This window comes from Klebsiella sp. WP8-S18-ESBL-06, from assembly GCF_014169755.1.
Lineage (GTDB): Bacteria > Pseudomonadota > Gammaproteobacteria > Enterobacterales > Enterobacteriaceae > Kluyvera > Kluyvera ascorbata_B.
On sequence record NZ_AP022257.1, the window covers coordinates 64,294 to 87,408 of the forward strand.

The following is a 23,115-nucleotide window of genomic DNA, read 5'->3' on the forward strand; positions in this document are numbered from 1 at the left end:
TATGACCATTACTACTGTCGGTATCGATCTTGCTAAAAATGTGTTCGCTGTTCATTGCGTTGACCAGAATGGCAAAACCGTTCTGGTTAAATCCAGAGTAACCCGCGCAGCTCTTCCCGGGCTGATTGCTGGTTTGCCGCCCTGTGTTATCGGGATGGAGGCGTGCTCCGGGGCTCATTACTGGGCAAGACTGTTTCGGCAGTATGGTCATGAGCCGCGTCTGATGGCCGCTAAATTTGTATCGCCTTACCGCATGGCTGGTAAATCAGGGAAAAATGATGCAGCTGATGCTCAGGCTATCTGCGAGGCGGTTCGTCGCCCACATATGCGGTTTGTGCCGGTTAAGGATGAGAGCCAGCAGGCAATGCAGTGTCTGCATCGTACCCGACAGGGTTTTATCGAAGAGAAAACAGCAACATATAATCGTCTCCGGGGGTTGATATCTGAATTCGGCGTTATCGCCCCACAAAGTACAGATGCCCTGCGCCACATAGTTTTTGAGCAGAAGAATTCTTTACCACTTCAGGTTCAGCAATGTGTTGCAAAATGGCATCTGAATCGATCGCAGTTTGGCATTCGAATCGATCATGATTTGGCATCCATCTCCGATCACAGTTTGGCATCACAATCGATCACGATTTGGCATGCTTCCGATCATTGATTGGCATCCTGCCAGTCACTCCGGGAATTAACTCTTTTCACCACAGTCTCCATTGCCGTGTTTAAACCAGTGGAGACGTCAATGTCCAGAAAGAGAAAATCCAGGAGCACTATGGAAACCTGTTTTAAGATCCTTCAGCTCAAGTTCGACAAGAAGCTGACTAACCGTTGTATCGGACTGACGTTACACATCAGCGCCTCAACCGTTTTTGAGGTTCTTGCCCGCTTCAAAGCCTCTTCTCTGTCATGGCCATTACCTGCTGATATATCCCATGACACGCTGGAGAAACTCATTTTTCCGCCCAAAGACACCTTTGCATCAGAGCTTGTAATGCCTGACATGTTGTACTTCGATACGGAAATGAGAAAACCAGGTGTGACGCGGCAACTGTTGTGGATGGAATACAAGGCACAGGCGGGTGACAAAGCGATGGGATACTCGCACTTCTGCCGTTGCTACCGGGAGTGGAAAAAAACGCGACGTCTCTCCATGCGCCAGGAGCATCGTGCCGGCGAAAAGCTTTTTATCGACTTCTGTGGTCCTACGGTTCCTGTTATTAATCCGGACACCGGTGAGATACGCCGCGTGGCAATCTTCGTGGCCGTAATGGGGGCGTCCAACTATACCTACGTTGAAGCGTGCGAAGGTCAGGACATGATGTCATGGTTAAATGCCCACAGCCGTTGCCTGACCTTCCTGGGCGGCGTACCGAAGCTGCTCATCCCCGATAACCTCAGAAGCGCAGTGAAAAAGGCCGATCGATATGAGCCTGTCATCAACGACAGTTATCAGGCACTGGCTGAGCACTATGGCACGGTTATCATCCCGGCCCGACCACGCAAACCTAAAGATAAACCAAAAGCAGAAAACGGCGTCCTCATCGTCGAACGATGGCTTCTTGCCCGCATCCGTAATGAAACCTTCCACACGCTCAGGGCGCTGAATGCGCGCCTTAGGGAGTTACTGACAGACATGAATAACCGGCCAATGAAGGGGTACGGCAATCAAACCCGTGCAGAACGCTTCCGCATACTGGATGCGCCAGCACTCTCTCCGCTGCCTCTGGCACCTTATGAATACACGGAATACAAAGCTGTGAAGGTTGGCCCTGACTACCACGTTGAATATGCCCGTCACTGGTACTCCGTTCCACACGAACTGGTCGGTCAGCGTCTGTCACTGAAGGCGGGGCAGTCGGTGGTACAGCTCTGGCACAAGGGGCAGTGTGTGGCGCAACATCCGCGCAGCACACATGAATATAAACACACAACCAATCCGCTTCACATGCCAGAGCGCCACCGGCAGCACGGGACATGGACACCGGAACGCCTGATCGAGCAGGGAAAACGTACGGGCCCGTCCACAGGCCGGGTGGTTGAATCCATGCTGAAGGCAAAACCCCATCCGGAACTGGCTTATCGTGCAGTTCTGGGGCTGCTGGCACTTCAGAAAAAATACGGCCCGGAACGGCTGGAAAAGGCCTGTTACGTTGCCCTGCACTATAACGCCCCTGACAGACGCTTTATCGACAATCTGCTGCGTCACCATCGGGAGAACCTGGAGCTTCCATTATCCCGCCAGGGCGAACAACATCCGGCATATGCTTCAGAGCATGAAAACCTGCGTGGTCCGGGCTACTACCACTGACAGAAGGAACAACAGTATGAGTGATAACCTGTTAAACAAACTGACCCAACTGAAACTCCCGGCGATGGCCGGGAGCCTGATACGGCAGCGGGAAACGCCTCAGACCTACGACGAACTGTCGTTCGAGGAAAGGCTGACGCTGCTGGTTGATGACGAGCTTCTGAGCAGGGAAAACAGCCGTGTGGCACGGTTGAGAAAAAATGCCGGCCTGAAATACCAGGCAACACCGGAAGGGCTGCGCTATCCGGCCTCAAGAGGTCTGCGGGCTGAACAGATGAGAGAACTGCTGAACGGCCACTACATAACCCACAGGAAAAACCTGCTGATAACCGGTCCGACAGGATGTGGCAAGAGCTGGATAGCCAATGCGCTGGGCGAACAGGCATGTCGACAGAAACACAGCGTCCGGTACTGTAGAACCGGGCGATTACTGGAACAACTGGCTCAGGGACGTGTTGATGGCAGCTGGCTGAAATATCTGAAACAGTTGCAAAAAATACAGGTTCTAATCCTGGACGATCTGGGGCTGGAACAGTTAAGTAACGCCCAGTGTAATGACCTTCTGGAGCTCATAGAGGATCGTTACGGACAAAGCAGCACGATAGTGGTAAGCCAGTTCCCGGTAGATAAATGGCATGGTCTGATGGAGAACCCAACAACAGCAGATGCCATCCTGGACAGACTGGTACATAACTCACACCGGGTGGTCCTTCAGGGAGAGTCACTGAGGAAAAATCCCCCGGTAGTGGAAAGCAGCGAAAAAACGCGTTAAAAAGCGGTAGAAAAAGTTAAGTTCCCGGTTGATCGAATGGATGCGAATCGCTGATCGGACTTCGATGCCAATCCGTGATCGAATAGAGCGGAATACGCAATGTGTTGATGATTTGCTGGAGCACGTTGCTCGCATTGAAGATAACATCGCTGAATATGACCGAATTTTGTCCCGCATGGCCAAAACAGATCATCGCAGTCAGCGGCTGATGGAATTGAAGGGCGTTGGCCCCACAACGGCCTGTGCGCTGGTCGCCAGTATCGGTAATGCACATGATTTTAAGAATGGGCGCCAGCTGGCAGCCTGGCTGGGACTGACACCATCGCAGTACAGCAGCGGCGGAAAGTCGAAGCTTGGCAGGATAACGAAAGCTGGCGATTCGTATCTGAGAACACTTCTGGTTCAGGGTGCCCGCTCGGTACTGATCGGGGCGGAGAAAAGGACTGATTTATTCAGTCGTTGGGTCTGCTCACTGGTCGAACGCAGAGGATACTGGCGCGCTGTTGTTGCCATCGCTGCCAAAAATGCAAGACTGTGCTGGGCATCATTGCATTACGGTGATGATTTCAGGTTGTACTCAGCCAGCTAAAGTACAAAGCTGTATGACCATCTGTTCTGCAACTCGTTGATGATAAAGGGTTAGACCCCGTGAGGTATATCTGCTTATTGTACAGGGCAAGTGTACCCGACTAACGAACTAGAGCCTCACGAGCGTCTTTCATCAGGGTCCGAATCGATGACGATTCATCATGACCGTTTATAGTACCGCAGTCTCTCCCCTTTATTTTTTTACTATAGTGCAGACAGAAACCGTAAACACCGGCGTTGACATGCCGGGGAAGCCCTTATAGTACAATATTGTCCGTTTCCCAAACGGAGCCCTACAAGCTTGTTGCGCCAATCCTGACCAAAATCGCTGCCGTTGCGGAAGATGGTGAGCCGTGTGTGACCTATATCGGTCCGGACGGTGCAGGCCACTATGTTAAGATGGTTCACAACGGCATCGAATACGGCGATATGCAGCTGATTGCTGAAGCCTACTCTCTGCTGAAGGGGGGCCTGAATCTTTCCAACGAAGAACTCGCAGAGACCTTCACCGAGTGGAACAAAGGCGAGCTGAACAGCTATCTGATCGACATCACCAAAGATATCTTCACGAAGAAAGATGAAGAGGGTAAATACCTGGTCGATGTGATTCTTGACGAAGCGGCGAACAAAGGTACCGGCAAATGGACCAGCCAGAGCTCTCTGGACCTGGGCGAACCGCTGTCTCTGATCACCGAATCCGTATTTGCTCGCTACATCTCTTCTCTAAAAGATCAGCGCGTTGCGGCTTCCAAAGTGCTGTCTGGTCCGCAGGCTAAACCAGCTGGTGACAAAGCGGAATTCGTTGAGAAGGTTCGTCGTGCTCTGTACCTGGGCAAAATCGTCTCTTACGCGCAAGGTTTCTCTCAGCTGCGCGCGGCTTCTGACGAAAACAACTGGGATCTGAACTACGGTGAAATCGCGAAGATCTTCCGTGCAGGTTGCATCATCCGCGCCCAGTTCCTGCAGAAAATCACCGATGCCTATGCTGAAAATGCAGATATCGCGAACCTGCTTCTGGCACCTTACTTTAAGAAGATTGCTGACGAATACCAGCAGGCGCTGCGTGATGTGGTTGCATACGCTGTACAGAACGGTATTCCTGTGCCGACCTTCTCCGCTGCAGTGGCGTACTACGACAGCTATCGCGCTGCCGTACTGCCTGCCAATCTGATCCAGGCGCAGCGTGACTACTTCGGTGCGCATACGTATAAACGTACGGATAAAGAAGGTGTGTTCCACACCGAATGGCTGGATTAATCTAATTAGTTCTGCCATTCCATCAAGCCCGGTAGCGATACCGGGCTTTTTTATCTCGCCAAGTCCACTCACTTTTGAACGGAATAGATTGCGTGAAAATTCTCGTCACCGGTGGTGCCGGTTTTATCGGTTCCGCGGTTATCCGACATATCATTAATAATACTCAAGATAGCGTTGTTAACGTTGATAAATTGACCTATGCCGGTAATCTGGAATCCTTGCGTGAAGTAAGCGATAGTGACCGCTATGTTTTTGAACATGCTGATATATGCGACAAAATTGCAATGGAAAAGATTTTTGCCGCTCATCAACCCGATGCAGTAATGCACCTGGCGGCAGAAAGCCATGTTGATCGCTCCATCACTGGGCCAGCTGCATTTATTGAAACAAATATTGTTGGCACTTACGTCCTGTTAGAAACGAGTCGCGCTTACTGGTCTGCACTGGATGAGCGGGCTAAATCGACATTTCGTTTTCACCATATTTCAACAGATGAAGTTTATGGCGATTTACCCCATCCTGATGAGCATCACAGCTCCTCTTCGTTACCGCTCTTTACCGAAAAAACAGCGTATGCGCCAAGCAGTCCCTATTCCGCATCAAAAGCATCAAGCGATCATTTAGTTCGTGCATGGATCCGCACCTACGGACTGCCGGGGATTGTCACTAACTGCTCCAATAACTATGGTCCTTTTCATTTCCCGGAGAAATTAATTCCACTCGTCATCCTTAATGCTCTCGAAAATAAGGCATTACCTATTTATGGCAAAGGTGACCAGATCCGCGATTGGCTATATGTTGAAGATCATGCACGTGCGTTGTATGCCGTTCTGACTACGGGTAAAACTGGCGAAACATATAATATTGGCGGCTACAACGAGAAGAAAAATATTGAGGTAGTTCATACAATATGCGATCTGCTGGATGAAATTGTACCAAAAACAAGCTCTTATCGGGACCAGATCACCTACGTAACCGATCGTCCTGGACACGATCGTCGTTATGCCATTGATGCCCGTAAAATTAGGTAATGACTCCAATTTACTGATAGTGTTTTATGTTCAGATAGTGCCCGATGACTTTGTCATGCAGCTCCACCGATTTTGAGAACGACAGGGACTTCCTGCCCAGCCTTGCCAGATGCTGTCTCAGATTCAGGTTGTGTCGCTCAATTCGCTGCGTGTAACGCTTACTGATGACGTGCAGTTTTCCCTTCAGACGTGACTCATACATCGGCCAGCCGTCCGTCATCCATACCACCACGTCAAAAACTGACAGCAGGCTCAGAAGACGCTCCAGTGTGGCCATAGTGCGTTCACCGAAAACGTGGGCTACCACCGCCCTGCGTATCCTGTCATACGCGTAAAACAGCCAGCGCTGACGTGATTTTGCACCGACGTAGCCCCATTGCTCGTCCATCTCCGCACAGACAATGACATCACTGCCCGGCTGTATCCGGGAGGTTACTGACTGCGGCCTGAGTTTTTTAAATGGCGCAAAATGGTGTTGAGGCCCACGCCCATTAGTCGTGCGGTGGCACGGCAACCGACGCCGTTCATAGCCATATCAATGATTTTCTGGTGTGTACCGGGCTGAGAAGCGGCATAAGTGAAGGTGAGCTGCCATGTTTTACGGCAGTGAGAGCAGAGATAACGTTGATGCCCGGCAGTACTTTTGCCATTACGCATCACGCCTTCAGTAGCGGAACAGGAGGGACAGCAGACGGAGACTGAAGCCACGGGAGCACCTCAAAAACACCATTATACACTAAATCAGCAAGTTGGTAGCATCACCTAAAATTACAGCTGAACTAGGTTGGAAACCTCAGGAAACGTTTGAGAGTGGCATTCGAAAAACAGTCGAATGGTATTTGAACAACCAGGAATGGGTTTCTAATGTTCAAAGCGGTGCTTACAAAAGCTGGATTGAGCAGAATTATGGAGATCGCAAGAAATGACGAAGCGTAAAGGTATCATTTTAGGGAAGTTGCGATTAAGTGGTCCGCAGCTCCCGATATGACGCCCCAAACCGTCCTTTATCGACGTCCTGTGGCTCAATTTTCCAATTTTCAGCCCAAAATCGTCTCTTCGTGGCTGATTTTGGCCCTGTTTCAGGCCAATTTCCTCATTTCAGGTAGATCTCGCCTGTGCCCGTATCAATTGGTCAACTCGAACCAGGTTCGCCAGGGTGAATAACATCGCCAGTTGACTGTCATTTTTAGCCAGCCCCTTGTACCTGGCTTTGACGAAACCAAACTGACATTTTACTATCCGAAATGGATGCTCAACCTTCGCTCGGATACTCGCTTTCAGGTATTCGTAACGGATGGCCAGCTTGTTCTTGCGCGGGTGTTGCTTCAATGCATTCACTTTGCCGGGACGCTTGGCGATAAGCCAGTCTGCGCTGACATCGCTGAGCTCATCGCGCTTTTCGGCCCCCTGATAACCAGCATCGGCTGAGATAAATTCTTCATCGCCATGCAGTAACTTGCCAACCTGATTGAGGTCGTGCTCGTTAGCCGCCGTGGTCACCAGACTGTGGGTCAGGCCACTTTTGGCGTCCACGCCAATGTGCGCTTTCATGCCGAAGTACCACTGGTTACCTTTCTTGGTCTGGTGCATGTCTTCATCACGGCTGTTGTGTTTGTTTTTGGTAGAGCTGGGGGCTTGAATGATGGTGGCATCCACCAAGGTGCCCTGGGTCATTAGAACGCCACACTCTGCTAGCCAGTGATTAACGGTACTGAAGATTTTGCGGGCCAGTTCATGCTGCTCCAGCAAATGCCGGAAATTCATGATGGTAGTGCGGTCTGGAATGGCTTTATCCAGTGACAGGCGAGCAAATTGGCGCATGGAGGCGATTTCATAGAGGGCATCTTCCATGGCCTCATCGCTCAGGTTGTACCATTGCTGCATGCAGTGAATACGCAGCATGGTTTCCAGCGGATAGGGCCTGCGACCATTACCGGCCTTGGGATACACAGGCTCGATAACGCCAAGTAATTTGTCCCAGGGAAGCAAGTCATCCATTCTGCCAAGGAAAACTTCTTTGCGGGTCTGGCGGCGTTTACTGGAAAACTCACTGTCGGCAAAAGTCAGTTGCTGGCTCATCCGGTTACTCATTCTGGGTTCAGGTTACAACACGATGATCTCACATCTCGGACTTATTCGCACCTTCCTTAACCTACCCGGATCCGCTGGGTTCGTCGCAATCAGACTTTGGCGGCACAGGATTGTTGCAGATGCCAAATGCGCGCATCGCACCGGAAGGTGAATTCAGAGTCAACTACCGGGATAACGATCAATACCGGTTCTACTCCACCTCCGTGGCGCTGTTCCCATGGCTGGAAGGCACCATTCGTTATACGGATGTGCGCACACGCAAATATAGCCAGTGGGAAGATTTCAGCGGCGATCAGTCATACAAAGACAAATCATTCGATTTTAAACTTCGCCTGTGGGAAGAAGGTTACTGGCTACCGCAAGTGGCGTTTGGTAAACGTGATATTGCTGGTACGGGTCTGTTTGACGGTGAGTATCTGGTGGCCAGCAAGCAAGCGGGGCCATTTGATTTCACCCTCGGGATGGCATGGGGCTACGCCGGTAATGCGGGCAATATTACCAACCCGTTTTGCCGGGTGAGCGATAAATATTGTCATCGCGCAGAGTCTCACGATGCGGGCGATATCAGCTTTAGCGATATCTTTCGTGGCCCGGCTTCCATCTTTGGCGGCATTGAGTATCAAACGCCGTGGAATCCCCTGCGTCTGAAACTCGAATACGATGGCAACAATTACCAGAATGATTTCGCTGGCAAACTGCCTCAGGCAAGCCATTTCAACGTCGGCGCAGTTTATCGCGCTGCCAGCTGGGCAGATCTCAACCTGAGTTATGAACGCGGTAACACGTTGATGTTTGGCTTCACGTTACGGACCAATTTCAACGATCTGCGCCCTGCCCTGCGCGATACGCCAAAACCGGCATATCAACCTGCGCCTGAATCTGAAGGATTGCAGTACACCACAGTAGCGAACCAACTTACCGCGCTGAAGTACAACGCAGGTTTTGAAGCACCGGAAATTCAGCTGCGCGATAAGACGCTGTATATGTCTGGTCAACAATACAAATACCGTGATTCTCGCGAAGCGGTCGATCGTGCCAGCCGGATTCTGGTGAATAACCTGCCGCAAGGCGTTGAGAAGATTAGCGTGACGCAAAAGCGCGAGCATATGGCGATGGTGACTACCGAAACCGACGTAGCCAGCCTGCGCAAACAGCTGGCTGGTACAGCGCCTGGTCAATCAGAGCAACTTCAACAACAACGTGTTGAAGCAGAAGATCTTTCTGCCTTTGGTCGGGGCTACCGTATTCGTGAAGATCGCTTTAGCTACTCTTTCAACCCAACACTTTCACAGTCGCTGGGCGGCCCGGAAGATTTCTATATGTTCCAGCTGGGGCTGATGTCCAGTGCCCGCTACTGGTTTACCGACCACCTGCTGCTTGATGGCGGTATTTTCACCAATATTTACAACAACTACGACAAGTTTAAGTCTTCGCTGTTGCCCGCGGACTCTACCCTGCCCCGCGTGCGCACGCATATCCGTGATTACGTTCGCAATGACGTTTATCTCAACAACTTGCAGGCGAACTACTTTGCCGACTTAGGCAATGGTTTCTATGGCCAGATGTATGGCGGTTATCTGGAAACGATGTATGCCGGTGTCGGTTCCGAGCTGCTTTATCGCCCGCTAGATGCCAGCTGGGCGCTGGGTGTGGACGTTAACTACGTGAAGCAGCGTGACTGGGACAACATGATGCGTTTCACCGATTATTCCACGCCCACAGGTTTCGTGACGGCTTACTGGAACCCGCCGACGCTCAATGGCATACTGATGAAACTTAGCGTTGGGCAATATCTGGCAAAAGATAAAGGCGCAACGATCGACGTCGCCAAACGCTTTGACAGCGGCGTGGCGGTAGGGGTATGGGCGGCAATCAGTAACGTATCTAAAGATGACTACGGCGAAGGCGGCTTTAGTAAAGGTTTTTATATCTCGATTCCATTCGACTTGATGACCATTGGACCTAACCGCAACCGCGCGGTGGTTTCGTGGACACCATTGACGCGTGATGGTGGACAAATGCTGTCACGCAAATACCAGCTCTATCCAATGACGGCAGAGCGAGAAGTACCGGTTGGACAATAACCTGACGTAATTCATAACATTACATTGACTGATAAATATAAACCAATGAAAAAGAACATTTTTAAGTTTTCGGTACTGACATTGGCTGTTCTGTCTTTGACAGCATGTACCCTTGTTCCTGGTCAGAATTTATCGACCAGTAACAAGGATGTCATTGAACTACCTGACAATCAGTATGACCTGGACAAAATGGTCAATATCTATCCCGTCACGCCAGGATTGATTGATCAGTTGCGCGCCAAACCGATTATGTCGCAGGCTAACCCGGAGCTGGAGCAGCAAATCGCAAACTATGAATATCGTATCGGGATTGGTGATGTGTTGATGGTTACGGTCTGGGATCACCCGGAACTAACCACCCCCGCAGGGCAATACCGTAGCGCCAGTGATACCGGCAACTGGGTTAACGCCGATGGTGCGATTTTCTACCCCTATATTGGTCGCCTGAAAGTGGCCGGGAAAACACTTACCCAGGTACGCAACGAGATTACAGCGCGTCTCGATTCAGTCATTGAAAGCCCGCAAGTCGATGTCAGCGTCGCGGCGTTCCGATCGCAAAAAGCGTACGTCACCGGCGAAGTCAGCAAATCGGGTCAGCAGCCGATTACCAATATTCCTCTGACCATCATGGATGCGATTAACGCCGCGGGCGGTCTGACCGCAGATGCAGACTGGCGCAATGTGGTGCTCACCCAGAATGGCGTAAAGACCAAAGTGAACCTCTATGCGCTGATGCAGCGTGGCGACTTGCGCCAGAACAAACTGCTGCACCCGGGCGATATTTTATTTATTCCGCGCAACGATGATCTGAAAGTCTTCGTGATGGGTGAAGTGGGTAAACAGAGCACGCTGAAAATGGACCGCAGCGGTATGACCCTGGCGGAAGCGCTGGGTAACGCTGAGGGTATGAATCAGGATGTCGCTGATGCGACGGGGATTTTTGTTATTCGTGCAACGCAAAACAAGCAGAATGGCAAAATCGCCAATATTTATCAGCTGAATGCGAAGGACGCATCGGCAATGATACTCGGAACGGAATTCCAGCTTGAACCTTACGACATTGTTTATGTCACTACCGCGCCGCTGGCTCGTTGGAACCGTGTGATTTCTCTGCTGGTACCGACGATTTCCGGGGTGCATGACCTGACAGAGACTTCACGGTGGATTCAAACATGGCCCAACTAAAATTTAACTCAATCCTGGTGGTTTGTACCGGCAACATTTGCCGTTCGCCCATTGGCGAGCGCTTGCTGCGTAAACGTCTGCCGGGCGTAAAAGTCAAATCGGCAGGTGTTCATGGTCTGGTAAAACACCCTGCAGATGCGACAGCGGCAGATGTTGCCGCTAATCATGGCGTATCTCTTGAAGGACATGCCGGACGTAAGCTCACTGCTGAGATGGCACGAAATTACGATCTGATTCTGGCAATGGAGTCGGAACATATTGCTCAGGTTACCGCAATCGCTCCCGAGGTCCGCGGGAAGACAATGCTGTTTGGGCAATGGCTGGAACAGAAAGAGATCCCGGATCCCTATCGTAAAAGTCAGGACGCATTTGAACATGTCTACGGTATGTTGGAGCGCGCCAGTCAGGAATGGGCGAAGCGCCTCAGCCGGTAATTTGAGTTTATAAGATACGATGACAACTAAAAATATGAATACGCCACCAGGCAGCACTCAGGAAAATGAGATCGATCTGCTTCGTCTGGTCGGCGAGTTATGGGATCACCGTAAGTTTATTATCAGCGTGACCGCGTTATTCACGCTGATCGCTGTCGCTTACTCGCTGTTAAGCACGCCAATTTATCAGGCAGATACTCTGGTCCAGGTTGAGCAGAAACAGGGCAACGCCATTCTCAGTGACCTGAGCGATATGATCCCTAACTCATCGCCCGAGTCTGCACCGGAGATCCAACTGCTGCAATCGCGCATGATTCTCGGTAAAACCATTGCTGAACTGAATCTGCGCGACATGGTTGAGCAGAAGTATTTTCCGATTGTGGGTCGCGGCTGGGCGAGATTAACCAAAGAGAAACCAGGTGAGCTGGCGATCAGCTGGATGCATATTCCACAACTGAATGGTCAGGATCAGCAACTGACACTCACGGTTGGGGAAAACGGCCACTATACGCTGGAAGGTGAAGAGTTCACCGTCAATGGTATGGTCGGCCAGCGTCTGGAAAAAGATGGCGTTGCGCTGACTATCGCGGACATTAAGGCCAAACCAGGAACACAGTTTGTCCTGAGCCAGCGTACCGAACTGGAAGCGATTAACGCGTTGCAGAAAACCTTTACCGTTAGCGAACGCAGTAAAGAAAGCGGGATGCTGGAACTTACCATGACTGGTGATGATCCCCAGTTGATTACTCGTATTCTGAACAGCATCGCTAACAACTATTTGCAACAGAATATCGCTCGCCAGGCGGCGCAGGATTCACAAAGCCTTGAATTCTTACAGCGCCAGTTGCCAGAAGTGCGCAGCGAGCTGGACCAGGCGGAAGAAAAACTCAGCGTTTATCGCCAGCAGCGCGATTCGGTTGACCTTAACCTGGAAGCCAAAGCCGTTCTTGAGCAGATTGTGAACGTTGATAATCAACTCAATGAGCTGACCTTCCGCGAGGCAGAGATCTCCCAGCTGTATAAGAAAGATCACCCAACTTATCGTGCGCTGCTGGAAAAACGCCAGACGCTGGAGCAAGAACGCAAACGCCTGAATAAGCGGGTATCGGCAATGCCTTCCACCCAACAGGAAGTGTTGCGTTTAAGTCGTGACGTAGAAGCGGGCCGTGCGGTATATCTGCAATTACTTAACCGCCAGCAGGAGTTGAGTATTTCGAAATCCAGTGCCATTGGTAACGTGCGGATTATCGACCCGGCAGTCACTCAGCCGCAGCCAGTGAAACCGAAAAAAGCGTTGAACGTGGTGCTTGGTTTTATTCTTGGCCTGTTTATTTCTGTGGGTGCCGTGCTGGCGCGTGCGATGTTGCGTCGTGGTGTAGAAGCCCCGGAACAACTGGAAGAGCACGGCATCAGCGTTTATGCCACTATCCCAATGTCCGAGTGGCTGGATAAACGCACCCGTCTGCGTAAGAAAAATTTATTTTCTAATCAGCAGCGCCATCGTACTAAAAATATCCCCTTCCTGGCGGTGGATAACCCGGCGGATTCTGCTGTGGAAGCCGTACGTGCGCTACGAACCAGTCTGCATTTCGCTATGATGGAGACGGAGAATAACATTCTAATGATCACCGGTGCGACGCCAGACGGTGGTAAAACGTTTGTCAGTTCAACTCTGGCAGCGGTGATCGCCCAGTCCGATCAAAAAGTGTTATTTATTGATGCCGACTTACGCCGTGGTTATTCGCATAACCTGTTTACCGTGAGTAATGAACATGGCTTGTCGGAATATCTGGCAGGTAAAGATGAGCTCAACAAAGTGATCCAGCATTTTGGCAAAGGAGGCTTTGATGTGATTACTCGCGGTCAGATACCACCTAACCCGTCTGAACTGCTGATGCGCGATCGGATGCGTCAATTACTGGAATGGGCGAACGACCATTACGATCTGGTGATTGTCGATACGCCGCCGATGCTGATGGTGAGCGATGCTGCGGTCGTGGGGCGCTCTGTCGGCACCAGCCTGCTGGTTGCGCGTTTTGGCCTGAACACCGCCAAAGAGGTGAGCTTGTCAATGCAGCGTCTGGAACAGGCAGGCGTCAATATTAAAGGCGCTATCCTCAATGGTGTGATTAAACGCGCCAGCACCGCTTACAGTTACGGCTATAACTATTACGGTTATAGTTACTCCGAGAAAGAGTAAAACTGAAGGTAAAGCCTTGGTGGATGCCACCATCATTCAAGCCCCCAGCTCTACCAAAAACAAACACAACAGCCGTGATGAAGACATGCACCAGACCAAGAAAGGTAACCAGTGGTACTTCGGCATGAAAGCGCACATTGGCGTGGACGCCAAAAGTGGCCTGACCCACAGTCTGGTGACCACGGCGGCTAACGAGCACGACCTCAATCAGGTTGGCAAGTTACTGCATGGCGATGAAGAATTTATCTCAGCCGATGCTGGTTATCAGGGGGCCGAAAAGCGCGATGAGCTCAGCGATGTCAGCGCAGACTGGCTTATCGCCAAGCGTCCCGGCAAAGTGAATGCATTGAAGCAACACCCGCGCAAGAACAAGCTGGCCATCCGTTACGAATACCTGAAAGCGAGTATCCGAGCGAAGGTTGAGCATCCATTTCGGATAGTAAAATGTCAGTTTGGTTTCGTCAAAGCCAGGTACAAGGGGCTGGCTAAAAATGACAGTCAACTGGCGATGTTATTCACCCTGGCGAACCTGGTTCGAGTTGACCAATTGATACGGGCACAGGCGAGATCTACCTGAAATGAGGAAATTGGCCTGAAACAGGGCCAAAATCAGCCACGAAGAGACGATTTTGGGCTGAAAATTGGAAAATTGAGCCACAGGACGTCGATAAAGGACGGTTTGGGGCGTCATATCGGGAGCTGCGGACCACTTAATCGCAACTTCCTTAACCAAAGGAATAAAAATGGATACGTCGCGGGTCATATTATCAAGATGTCATTTCAGCAATATCGGATTGCGCCATTTACTTTCCAATACATTCAAAAAAGAAGAGATTCTCTCTTTTTATAATCAGCACCATTTTCATGACTGGGCAAAAGGTATGAAAAAAGATAGTTTTTTTACCTTGTACCTGGTGCTTCCTGACTCTATTTATAGCAACATCATCTACTTTCAGTGGCTTATCTCACTCAAACAGAAAACAAATCTCCACGCCATAGATGAGATCATCATCGCTTACCACTCGGATATCTTTCCGGAGCTTTTCGCCTGCATCTGCTCGCATTACAAACATCGTCTCGTGAACATCAATAATCTGACCAACGATGAAATCGTCAGGAAAATGCATACCCAGCGCCACCCCAGCAAAAGCGGGATCGTCAAAAAACATATCGAACTGACGCACATGGAGTTCTGTGTCCTGAAGTTAATGATCTCAGGCTACACGATTGACGATATCAGTACCTTATATAACATCAAGCCAAAAACCACCTATACCTACAGCAACAGCATAATGAAACAGTTGGGGTTTAACTCTTTAAAGAAAATCTATTCCTGCGGCGAAATCAGACTTTGTTGAATAAATCGAACTTTTGCTGAGTTGAAGGATCAGATCACGTATCTTCCCGACAACGCAGACCGTTCCGTGGCAAAGCAAAAGTTCAAAATCACCAACTGGCCCACCTACAATAAAGCCCTCATCAACCGTGGCTCCATAACTTTCTGGCTGGATGATGAAGCTATTCAGGCCTGGTATGAGTCAGCAACACCTTCTTCACGAGGCAGACCTCAGCGCTATTCTGACCTTGCCATCACGACTGTGCTGGTCATTAAACGCGTATTCAGGCTGACCCTGCGCGCTGCGCAGGGCTTTATTGATTCCATTTTTTCTCTGATGAACGTTCCGCTACGCTGCCCGGATTACAGCTGTGTCAGCAGGCGGGCAAAGTCGGTTAATGTCAGTTTCAAAACGCCCACCCGGGGTGAAATCGCACACCTGGTAATTGATTCCACCGGGCTGAAGGTCTTCGGTGAAGGCGAGTGGAAAGTCAAAAAGCATGGCCAGGAACGCCGCCGTATCTGGCGTAAGCTGCATCTCGCCGTTGACAGTAAAACACATGAAATCATCTGCGCTGACCTGTCGCTGAACAACGTTACGGACTCAGAGGCCTTCCCCGGGTTAATCCGGCAAACCCACCGGAAAATCAGGTCAGCCGCCGCCGATGGCGCTTACGATACCCGGCTATGTCACGATGAACTGCGGCGTAAGAAAATCAGCGCGCTTATCCCTCCCCGAAAAGGTGCGGGTTACTGGCCCGGTGAATATGCAGACCGTAACCGTGCAGTGGCTAATCAGCGAATGACCGGGAGTAATGGGGTCCGCTTGGAAAACGGAAATTTTCCTACGTTAAGCGTTTTGAGCTTAACGAGTGATTTCGTTCCATTGAGCGCGAACCCCTGACCGTAAGGGATGTACGGAACGATCTGACTGTCCGTTAACAGTTTTGCTTACTTTCGTACATGTTATTGGCATGGTGTACGCAATCGTTCGGTTTCGGACACAGAAACGCTGTAGCCCCGCGAACCGAGTGATATCCAATAGCCGATTGGTTAAAAAGTAGTCTTAGCGTAGGTTATTTTCCCTTTTCCAAGCGGACCCCATCCTCTTCTTCTCTGCTCCATTCTCATTATGGTCCGATCATGTCTGTCCTGGCATTACCCCATTTCTCCCAAAAAACGTAAAACGGCCCTCAGCCCGCGTCATGACTGGCTTCAGCGTGGATCGACGCTGAAAAATGATCCTTTACGCATTTGGTTTTACCCGCAATAATGCGGGATAAGACAATAAAAGGATCCGCGCGCTGCGATTTATTGTCATGGCAGGATCGGCCGGTCAGGTGCAAAATACCTGTATCCATAAACAGTGCGTGCGCTACGTGAAAAATAACTGATGAACAACGTCATTCCCCTGCAGAATTCACCAGAACGCGTTTCGTTGTTGCCGATCGCCCCCGGCGTTGATTTTGCGACCGCCGTGGCATTACGACGCATGGCCACCTCCACCGGCGCCACCCCGACCTACCTGCTGGCGCCGGAAGTCAGTGCCCTCCTCTGGTATATGCCCGACCAGCGGCATCACATGCTGTTCGCCACCATGTGGAACACCGGCATCCGTATCGGAGAAGCCCGGACGCTGACCCCGGAGTCATTTGATCTCGACGGGCTGCGGCCGTTTGTGCGGGTACTGTCTGAAAAAGTACGGGCACGACGCGGACGCCCGCCAAAGGATGAGGTCCGCCTGGTCCCGCTGACCGATATAAGCTATGTCAGGCAGATGGCGAGCTGGATGGTCACCACCCGCCCCCGCCGGCGCGAACCTTTGTGGGCCGTCACCGATGAAACCATGCGTAACTGGCTGAAGCAGGCCGTGAAGCGGGCCGAAGCTGACGGGGTGCATTTTTCAATTCCGGTGACCCCCCATACTTTCCGGCACAGCTACATCATGCACATGCTCTATCATCGCCAGCCCCGGAAAGTGATTCAGGCACTGGCCGGTCACAAGGATCCGCGCTCCATGGAGGTGTATACCCGGGTATTCGCGCTGGATATGGCCGCCACACTGGCCGTGCCGTTCACCGGTGACGGGCATGATGCCGCGCAGATCCTCCGGACACTCCCCCCTCTTACGTGACAACGTCACTCACCACAGTTTATATAAGCTGTGGTGAGTAAACCTTCCCGGAGATAAGCTGTAGTGAGTGAAATAAACTGTAGCAGGCAACATAAGCTATAGTGAGCAGATGCCGGTTTATGGTGGGCACGACGGTTTCGCAGGGCTCCGGCAGTAACAGGAATGCCGTTCTGAAGGGCTTGTGGATCAGGAAGGCAGTGCTTCCGGTATGGGCAGCTCTCATCACTGCTTATATAAGCTGCAGTGAGCAGAACACTCACCAGAGGCAGTAATATAAGCTGTAGTAAGTAAACAGAGATGGATTACTCACTACAGCTTATGTTCAGCGGGATTTGAAGAGTTTTTCCAGGTCATCAAGCGTGATGCCCAGTTTCTCGAGAAGTTTCAGTTTTTCAGCCATCTCCGGACTGACATCACCCGGTGTGGCAGGCAGCTGCGGGTTCTCCGCACTCTCATCATGAGGTGGCTTTAATTTGGGACGGCGGTAGTGAATGCAGAAGAGTTTTGTGCGTCCCCGCTGGATCTCAGTGTAGTCCAGATAGCCAATCTCCCGGAGCTGCTCCATGGCACGCCTCACCGTCTGGTTCTGTGAGAATACAGGGGATTTCAGGTTCAGACGGGCCCGCAGACGCGCCAGTGATATCGGTGCCGGATCCCGCGGCAGACTCTCTATAAAGGTATAAAGAGCCTGAGCTGACTCCCTACGCTTCAGGGCATTGATGGCCTTGAGCTGCAGCAGGACTTTACGGTCAAACTGGTAGAGTTCAAACAGACGTGGATCGGCCTGCAGCTGAACGATATCTTTTTCCGTATCATAGTAAGCCGACTGCACCAGATGCGTGATGTACTCTTTGGTGTGTTTCTCCGTTGTGCGGGAAAACGAGATCACTGTACCCGCAATACGCTTGAGTGAAGGGCTGATACGCTCCCGGAGCTTACGTGATGACTGACTGGAGGGGATCCCGCAGAGTTTGGCGAACTCGACAAACGGCAGCTCAACTTTATCGCCGATAACCTTATGCCGGGCAAAGGAATGGATCACCCCTACCCAGGTCTTGAAGTCATTATCCATGTCCAGGCGGGGGCCGGTGATCTCCACCTTATCAAACCCTTCGGCTCTGGCGAGAGAAAGGCGCGTCAGTTCTTCCGTCGCATCAGTACGGGAAAGCGTATTTTTTTTACTGTTTTTCAGTGATTTGAGCGTGGGAACAAACACCCCAAGCCGCATCAGTGCCACAGGCTGCACTGTATTAGCTGCATTAGGTGTGAGATTTACGACTTCACCGGAGGATTTATCCACCTCTTCAAACAGCTTTTTTATGTCCAGATTGTCCTTGTCCAGAGAGCCCCCCGATCGGTGGATTGTTTTAGAATAAAAGCAGCCACTGTTCTCATGTTATGGCCTGTAAAACGCCAGACAACTGGCTTCAGTTTATGCACAGCCCTGATGAACTTTCAGGTGACATACTCACTGTAGTTTATATCAATCGCTTATTACAGCATATCCGTTGCATAATACAGCTTATTGTCTACCAGTTACAGCTTATGATTAACATGCTACAGCTTATGTGATCATGCTCTAGGCTCAGTCCTGACGCGGCCTTCAGAGGTGTCGGGATCTTCTTTGGATCTTACAGGGATCGCTTTAAGGATCTTATTACTGGATCGAATGACTGTATATGTGGATAACCTGCTGACCGACAAGGTAATTCAGACTGTTCATTAATGATCCCTTTTCATACCGGCAACAACGCGTACCTGCTCCTGCCAGCATCTGTGCTATTGCGCTTCCTCGCCGGTTCGCGGGCATAAGCCCGGTCACCGGACTGCGGCGAGCACTGATCTATTCATTTCTCAATACAGACTATGTCAAAACTGCACTTCTCTCAGAGCCATGATACGGAGGTTACATAGTACAGTTTGATTCTGGTTTCTTCCGATCAGACACAGCAACGGTAATTTGAGCCTGACCGATCAACATCGAGAAGTTTTTCTCTACACCTTTACGTGCTGTACCCGGATCCACAGCCAACTAGTGGTTGAAACATGCATACCATAACTCTATTATAATTGTACGGTATACATCCGTACATGCTATCGCCTTAAGTCCCGAACTCAACAAAACTGTCCGCTCTTTCAGATTAAAGAGTGGCCTGGGAGAGAAACTATGTCAGCACTGAAAAAGCAGCGCATTGACCTGAGATTAAATGAAGACGACAAACACATGATCGAAGAAGCTGCAGCAATGACTAACCAGTCAATTTCGCAGTTCATGGTCAGTACCGCCTCAGAACGCGCTGCAGAAGTTATTGACCAGCACCGTCGTCTGCTCCTCAATGAGGAGTCCTGGAACCTGGTTATGGATGCAATCATTAATCCGCCAGCACCGAATGACCGGCTGAAACGCGCCGCTAACCGTCTCCGGGAACTGGAGTAATAAATGGAGGGTTTAAGGATTGAGATTTTTTCAGAGGAAGTTGAATATGAATTAAGCAACTTCGATTGTGGAGAAGAGTATCTGAATACTTTTCTTACTGACCATCTGAAACGGCAGCATAACAGTAAGATCTTACGTGGTTATGTTCTCGTGACGAGAGAGGATAAACCGCGTGTGATGGGGTACTACACGCTATCAGGAAGTTGCTTTGAGAAAATACTTCTACCCAGCAAAACACAACAAAAGCGTGTACCCTACAAGAATGTGCCGAGCGTGACTTTGGGCCGTCTGGCAATTGATAAAAGCATTCATCACCAGGGATATGGAGAAATACTTGTGACCCATGCGATGAAAGTCGTGTATCAGGCCTCGCAGGCTGTGGGCATACACGGAATGTTCGTGGAGGCGCTGAACGACAACGCCCAAAAATTCTACCTTCGACTGGGTTTTATACAGTTAAAGGAAGAGAACTGTAATTCGCTCTTCTACCCGACAAAATCTATTGAAGAGTTGTTCGAAGTAAAAGATGAATAAATAATCAGGCCATATGATTTCTGGTCTATCTATCATTGGTGTCAAAATTGGTGTTTTGTAGGAACGGTAATCCTCCCGAAAAAGCAGTGTGTTCATAAGTAGAATTTTCTCGTAATCTCAACTGAGGAGATCTCTATGAAAAAATCACGTTTCACCGACAGCCAAATCATGACCATTCTGAAACAGGCTGAAGCCGGAACACCGGTCCCTGAGCTGTGCCGGGAACATGGCTTCAGCAGCGCCAGCTTCTATAAATGGCGGTCAAAGTTTGGCGGGATGGATGCCTCTCTGATGGCGCGTCTCAAAGAACTGGAAGATGAAAATCGGCGTCTTAAGAAAATGTATGCCGAAGAGCGACTTAAAGCTGAAGTTATTCAGGAAGCTATGTCAAAAAAGTGGTGAGGCCATCTCAACGCCGACAGATGGCCAGACACGCCGTCAGCACGCAGCAAATCAGTATCCGCCTGGCCTGCCAGATTTTTTCTGTCAGTGAAACGTGCTATCGATATCTGCCACGTCTTTCTGTAGAAAATCAGCGTATTGCTGGCTGGCTACTGCGCATTACAGGCAGCCAGCGGAACTGGGGTTTTGGTTTGTGCTTTTTGTACCTGCGTAATGTGAAAGGTTTTCGCTGGAACCATAAACGCGTTTATCGAATTTACTGCGAATTATCACTGAATATGCGGATCAAACCTAAAAAGAGGCTGAAGCGTGATAAGCCAGAGCCGCTTGCGGTGCCGGAATACAGCAACGAATGCTGGTCAATGGACTTCATGCATGATCAGCTTTCAGATGGCCGTTCAGTTCGGCTTTTGAACATTATTGATGACTTCAACCGGGAAGCCCTGGCAATAGAAGTGGACTTCTCGCTGCCGTCCAGTCGGGTAAAACGCACACTTGAGCAGATCATTGAATGGCGAGGTAAACCCGCCGCAATCAGATGTGACAACGGCCCGGAATACACGAGCCACGAATTAATAAACTGGGCGGAGGATAACGGAATAAAACTCAACTTTATTCAGCCGGGAAATCCGCAACAAAACGCTTATATTGAGCGCTATAACCGGACAGTGCGTTATGACTGGCTGGGGCAGTATTTATTTTGTTCGCTGGATGAATTACAACGCTACGCGACAGAATGGCAGTGGTTTTATAATCACGAAAGGCCGAATATGGCACTGGGTGGTTATACGCCAAGACAACATGAGCTGCGCACAGCCTAAGTTCTACTATTGACCTCTGCTAAAAATGGGGGGATTACCACAACAGGCCATAGCTTCATGAGAATTCCTTTCATTTGCACGGTTGGAAATTAAGTGTAGTGCACCGCGGCGGCGCTTCATCCCATCCGCGAAAATTCGTAGTATATTGAGAGTATTCCTCAACTCTGGACACGGACATGGCTTACTCCATCGGCGAATTCGCCAGACTCAGCGGGATCACCGCCACCACGCTGCGGGCCTGGCAGCGGCGCTACGGCTTACTCAAGCCTCAGCGCACGGAGGGCGGCCACCGCCAGTACAGCGATGAGGACGTCCAGCAGGCGCTAAAAATCCTCGACTGGGTAAAAAAAGGCGTCCCGATTGGCCAGGTCAAACCGCTGCTGGAGCGCCCTACGTCGCGCCTGACCAACAACTGGCTCACGCTGCAGCAGAGCATGTTACAGCGCCTGCAGGACGGCAAAATCGAGTCCCTGCGTCAGATGATTTACGACGCAGGACGCGAGTACCCAAGACCAGAACTGGTCGCGAACGTGCTGCGTCCGCTGCGCAGTCAGGTGTCGGCAAACGTCGCCGCCGCCATGACCCTGCGGGAGATCCTCGACGGCATCATCATCGCCTACACCTCGTTTTGCTTGGAAGGCGATAAAAAAGCGCCGGGCGACAACATCCTGCTCAGCGGCTGGAACCTGAATGACCCGTGCGAAGTCTGGCTCGAAGCCTTAACCCGCACCGGGCAAGGCCACCGTATCGATATTTTACCCACGCCGCCCGCCACGCTGGCCCCGGAGATTTTCCCGGACCGCCACTGGCTTCTGGTCACGCGCGGTAAACTCACCGCCGCGCGCAAAAAGCAGATCGAGCAGTGGCAGCAGCAGGTATCGCTTGAAGTGATTATCCTCTAATCATTTTCTCCTGCGGGAATCTTCACGAAAAGTTGAATATTTTCCCGCGCCACAAATGCTAACGTTTTCCTGTGACCGACAACCCCACAGGAAAACACAATGAAAAAAACTGCCTCTCTGCTGATGCTGACCACCCTGGCCTTTGCCCCTGCCGCCTTTAGCGCCCCTGCCGGCACGCTGAGCGTACACATTCTTGACCAGCAAACCGGGATCCCGCCATCGGACGTTACCGTCACGCTGGAAAAACAGCAGCAGGACAAATGGACCCCAATTGCCAGCGGCAAAACTGACCATGACGGCCGCATCAAATCGCTTTATCCGGAGGATCAGGATATGCAGCCCGGCGTCTATAAAGTGGCCTTTAAAACCGCAGATTACTTCCACGGGAAGAAGCTGGACTCCTTCTTCCCGGAGATCCCGGTGCTGTTCACCGTAACCCGGACCAACGAAAAGCTGCACATCCCTCTCCTGCTGAGCCAATACGGTTATTCAACTTACAAGGGCAGTTAAGAAACGTTGATTTTAAAGGCAAATAAAAAATAATTCCGCTAATACTTGGACAAATTAGTCATGTTGTGTAAGTTTTAAAGAGAAGAACG

18 protein-coding genes and 7 pseudogenes are annotated in these 23,115 nt (G+C 50.7%); 22 read left to right on the plus strand and 3 right to left on the minus strand.

Annotated features, from left to right (window positions below):
• Position 1: 1 nt before the first annotated feature.
• From H7R76_RS24025 to rfbB, 6 genes and pseudogenes are all read left to right on the plus strand, one after another.
• A pseudogene (locus H7R76_RS24025) lies at positions 2-520 on the plus strand (IS110 family RNA-guided transposase); the annotation flags it as partial.
• A 252-nt stretch (positions 521-772) separates the two neighbouring features.
• Positions 773-2,308: an IS21 family transposase gene (gene istA, locus H7R76_RS24030; protein ID WP_000447015.1), complete on the plus strand. Its 1,536-nt coding sequence runs from the start codon at positions 773-775 to the stop codon at positions 2,306-2,308.
• Between the two features lie 16 nt (positions 2,309-2,324).
• Complete coding sequence (istB, locus tag H7R76_RS24035) at positions 2,325-3,080, plus strand: IS21-like element ISSso4 family helper ATPase IstB (protein WP_001282653.1); 756 nt, start codon at positions 2,325-2,327, stop codon at positions 3,078-3,080.
• A gap of 97 nt (positions 3,081-3,177) precedes the next feature.
• A pseudogene (locus H7R76_RS24040) lies at positions 3,178-3,669 on the plus strand (IS110-like element ISSm1 family transposase); the annotation flags it as partial.
• Between the two features lie 281 nt (positions 3,670-3,950).
• A pseudogene (gene gnd / locus H7R76_RS24045) lies at positions 3,951-4,925 on the plus strand (NADP-dependent phosphogluconate dehydrogenase); the annotation flags it as partial.
• A gap of 92 nt (positions 4,926-5,017) precedes the next feature.
• Positions 5,018-5,950 (plus strand): annotated as a pseudogene (gene rfbB, locus H7R76_RS24050) (dTDP-glucose 4,6-dehydratase); the annotation flags it as partial.
• 16 nt (positions 5,951-5,966) lie between these two features.
• Here the strand turns inward: rfbB and H7R76_RS24055 are convergent.
• A protein-coding gene (locus tag H7R76_RS24055; protein WP_223174630.1) for an IS1 family transposase occupies positions 5,967-6,664 on the minus strand; the annotation gives its coding sequence in 2 pieces (ribosomal slippage) (positions 5,967-6,415 and positions 6,415-6,664; 699 coding nt in all).
• Between the two features lie 56 nt (positions 6,665-6,720).
• Here H7R76_RS24055 and H7R76_RS24995 point away from each other — a divergent pair.
• Positions 6,721-6,882, plus strand: a pseudogene (locus tag H7R76_RS24995) (dTDP-glucose 4,6-dehydratase); the annotation flags it as partial.
• A 172-nt stretch (positions 6,883-7,054) separates the two neighbouring features.
• Here the strand turns inward: H7R76_RS24995 and H7R76_RS24060 are convergent.
• Complete coding sequence (locus H7R76_RS24060) at positions 7,055-8,035, minus strand: IS5-like element ISEc68 family transposase (RefSeq protein WP_000082736.1); 981 nt, start codon at positions 8,033-8,035, stop codon at positions 7,055-7,057.
• Between the two features lie 44 nt (positions 8,036-8,079).
• Here H7R76_RS24060 and H7R76_RS24065 point away from each other — a divergent pair, with 44 nt between their 5' ends.
• The 9 genes and pseudogenes from H7R76_RS24065 (at position 8,080) to H7R76_RS24105 (ending at position 17,420) form a co-directional block, all read left to right on the plus strand.
• Positions 8,080-10,131: a YjbH domain-containing protein gene (locus H7R76_RS24065; protein WP_227674022.1), complete on the plus strand. Its 2,052-nt coding sequence runs from the start codon at positions 8,080-8,082 to the stop codon at positions 10,129-10,131.
• 45 nt (positions 10,132-10,176) lie between these two features.
• The gene (locus tag H7R76_RS24070; RefSeq protein WP_001295357.1) at positions 10,177-11,316 is read left to right on the plus strand and encodes a polysaccharide export protein; all 1,140 of its coding nucleotides are present in this window, start codon (positions 10,177-10,179) and stop codon (positions 11,314-11,316) included.
• The gene (gene etp, locus H7R76_RS24075) at positions 11,304-11,750 is read left to right on the plus strand and encodes a protein-tyrosine-phosphatase Etp (RefSeq protein ID WP_000057871.1); all 447 of its coding nucleotides are present in this window, start codon (positions 11,304-11,306) and stop codon (positions 11,748-11,750) included. Before H7R76_RS24070 ends, etp begins: the two co-directional genes overlap by 13 nt.
• A gap of 19 nt (positions 11,751-11,769) precedes the next feature.
• Complete coding sequence (gene etk / locus H7R76_RS24080) at positions 11,770-13,950, plus strand: tyrosine-protein kinase (RefSeq protein ID WP_182968093.1); 2,181 nt, start codon at positions 11,770-11,772, stop codon at positions 13,948-13,950.
• A gap of 1 nt (position 13,951) precedes the next feature.
• Positions 13,952-14,527: pseudogene (locus H7R76_RS24085) on the plus strand (IS5-like element ISEc68 family transposase); the annotation flags it as partial.
• 166 nt (positions 14,528-14,693) lie between these two features.
• The gene (locus tag H7R76_RS24090) at positions 14,694-15,308 is read left to right on the plus strand and encodes a helix-turn-helix transcriptional regulator (protein ID WP_227674014.1); all 615 of its coding nucleotides are present in this window, start codon (positions 14,694-14,696) and stop codon (positions 15,306-15,308) included.
• Positions 15,309-15,329: 21 nt separating this feature from the next.
• Positions 15,330-16,103: pseudogene (locus H7R76_RS24095) on the plus strand (IS5 family transposase); the annotation flags it as partial.
• Between the two features lie 315 nt (positions 16,104-16,418).
• A complete protein-coding gene (locus H7R76_RS24100) occupies positions 16,419-16,559 on the plus strand; it encodes a transcriptional regulator (protein ID WP_182968095.1) in 141 nt (46 codons plus the stop codon).
• A gap of 120 nt (positions 16,560-16,679) precedes the next feature.
• Positions 16,680-17,420, plus strand: a complete 741-nt coding sequence (locus H7R76_RS24105; RefSeq protein WP_045282345.1) for a tyrosine-type recombinase/integrase — start codon at positions 16,680-16,682, stop codon at positions 17,418-17,420.
• A gap of 322 nt (positions 17,421-17,742) precedes the next feature.
• On the opposite strand, the gene H7R76_RS24110 is transcribed toward H7R76_RS24105, so the two are convergent.
• On the minus strand, positions 17,743-18,492 hold the full coding sequence (locus H7R76_RS24110; RefSeq protein ID WP_502323889.1) for a RepB family plasmid replication initiator protein: 750 nt from the start codon (positions 18,490-18,492) through the stop codon (positions 17,743-17,745).
• On the opposite strand from H7R76_RS24110, the gene H7R76_RS25320 reads away from it, so the two are divergent.
• From H7R76_RS25320 to uraH, 6 genes are all read left to right on the plus strand, one after another.
• Positions 18,476-18,796, plus strand: a complete 321-nt coding sequence (locus H7R76_RS25320; RefSeq protein ID WP_502711076.1) for a hypothetical protein — start codon at positions 18,476-18,478, stop codon at positions 18,794-18,796. The two genes, H7R76_RS24110 and H7R76_RS25320, sit on opposite strands and share 17 nt — an antisense overlap.
• Positions 18,797-19,587: 791 nt before the next feature.
• Positions 19,588-19,857, plus strand: coding sequence for a type II toxin-antitoxin system TacA family antitoxin (locus H7R76_RS24115; RefSeq protein WP_022652312.1), 270 nt, complete (start codon positions 19,588-19,590; stop codon positions 19,855-19,857).
• A gap of 3 nt (positions 19,858-19,860) precedes the next feature.
• Positions 19,861-20,391: a GNAT family N-acetyltransferase gene (locus H7R76_RS24120; protein WP_182039154.1), complete on the plus strand. Its 531-nt coding sequence runs from the start codon at positions 19,861-19,863 to the stop codon at positions 20,389-20,391.
• Between the two features lie 135 nt (positions 20,392-20,526).
• Positions 20,527-21,614 (plus strand): IS3 family transposase gene (locus H7R76_RS24125; protein ID WP_088569307.1). Its coding sequence is split into 2 segments (ribosomal slippage): positions 20,527-20,779 and positions 20,779-21,614, totalling 1,089 coding nucleotides; the frame shifts between segments, so codons are not numbered across the junction.
• 176 nt (positions 21,615-21,790) lie between these two features.
• The gene (locus H7R76_RS24130) at positions 21,791-22,516 is read left to right on the plus strand and encodes a MerR family transcriptional regulator (protein ID WP_000331736.1); all 726 of its coding nucleotides are present in this window, start codon (positions 21,791-21,793) and stop codon (positions 22,514-22,516) included.
• 99 nt (positions 22,517-22,615) lie between these two features.
• Positions 22,616-23,026: a hydroxyisourate hydrolase gene (uraH, locus tag H7R76_RS24135; protein WP_074526384.1), complete on the plus strand. Its 411-nt coding sequence runs from the start codon at positions 22,616-22,618 to the stop codon at positions 23,024-23,026.
• Positions 23,027-23,115: the final 89 nt, after the last annotated feature.

What these genes read in the sequence shown, in the direction of transcription:
- H7R76_RS24105 (WP_045282345.1), top strand. Translation starts at nt 16,680, where the DNA reads ATGAACAACGTCATTCCCCTGCAGAATTCACCAGAACGCGTTTCGTTG.
- H7R76_RS24120 (WP_182039154.1), top strand. Translation starts at nt 19,861, where the DNA reads ATGGAGGGTTTAAGGATTGAGATTTTTTCAGAGGAAGTTGAATATGAA.
- H7R76_RS24110 (WP_502323889.1), bottom strand. Translation starts at nt 18,492, where the DNA reads ATGGATAATGACTTCAAGACCTGGGTAGGGGTGATCCATTCCTTTGCC.
- etp (WP_000057871.1), top strand. Translation starts at nt 11,304, where the DNA reads ATGGCCCAACTAAAATTTAACTCAATCCTGGTGGTTTGTACCGGCAAC.
- H7R76_RS24100 (WP_182968095.1), top strand. Translation starts at nt 16,419, where the DNA reads ATGGTCCGATCATGTCTGTCCTGGCATTACCCCATTTCTCCCAAAAAA.
- etk (WP_182968093.1), top strand. Translation starts at nt 11,770, where the DNA reads ATGACAACTAAAAATATGAATACGCCACCAGGCAGCACTCAGGAAAAT.
- istB (WP_001282653.1), top strand. Translation starts at nt 2,325, where the DNA reads ATGAGTGATAACCTGTTAAACAAACTGACCCAACTGAAACTCCCGGCG.
- H7R76_RS24070 (WP_001295357.1), top strand. Translation starts at nt 10,177, where the DNA reads ATGAAAAAGAACATTTTTAAGTTTTCGGTACTGACATTGGCTGTTCTG.
- H7R76_RS24115 (WP_022652312.1), top strand. Translation starts at nt 19,588, where the DNA reads ATGTCAGCACTGAAAAAGCAGCGCATTGACCTGAGATTAAATGAAGAC.
- H7R76_RS24090 (WP_227674014.1), top strand. Translation starts at nt 14,694, where the DNA reads ATGGATACGTCGCGGGTCATATTATCAAGATGTCATTTCAGCAATATC.
- H7R76_RS24060 (WP_000082736.1), bottom strand. Translation starts at nt 8,035, where the DNA reads ATGAGCCAGCAACTGACTTTTGCCGACAGTGAGTTTTCCAGTAAACGC.
- H7R76_RS24130 (WP_000331736.1), top strand. Translation starts at nt 21,791, where the DNA reads ATGGCTTACTCCATCGGCGAATTCGCCAGACTCAGCGGGATCACCGCC.
- uraH (WP_074526384.1), top strand. Translation starts at nt 22,616, where the DNA reads ATGAAAAAAACTGCCTCTCTGCTGATGCTGACCACCCTGGCCTTTGCC.
- istA (WP_000447015.1), top strand. Translation starts at nt 773, where the DNA reads ATGGAAACCTGTTTTAAGATCCTTCAGCTCAAGTTCGACAAGAAGCTG.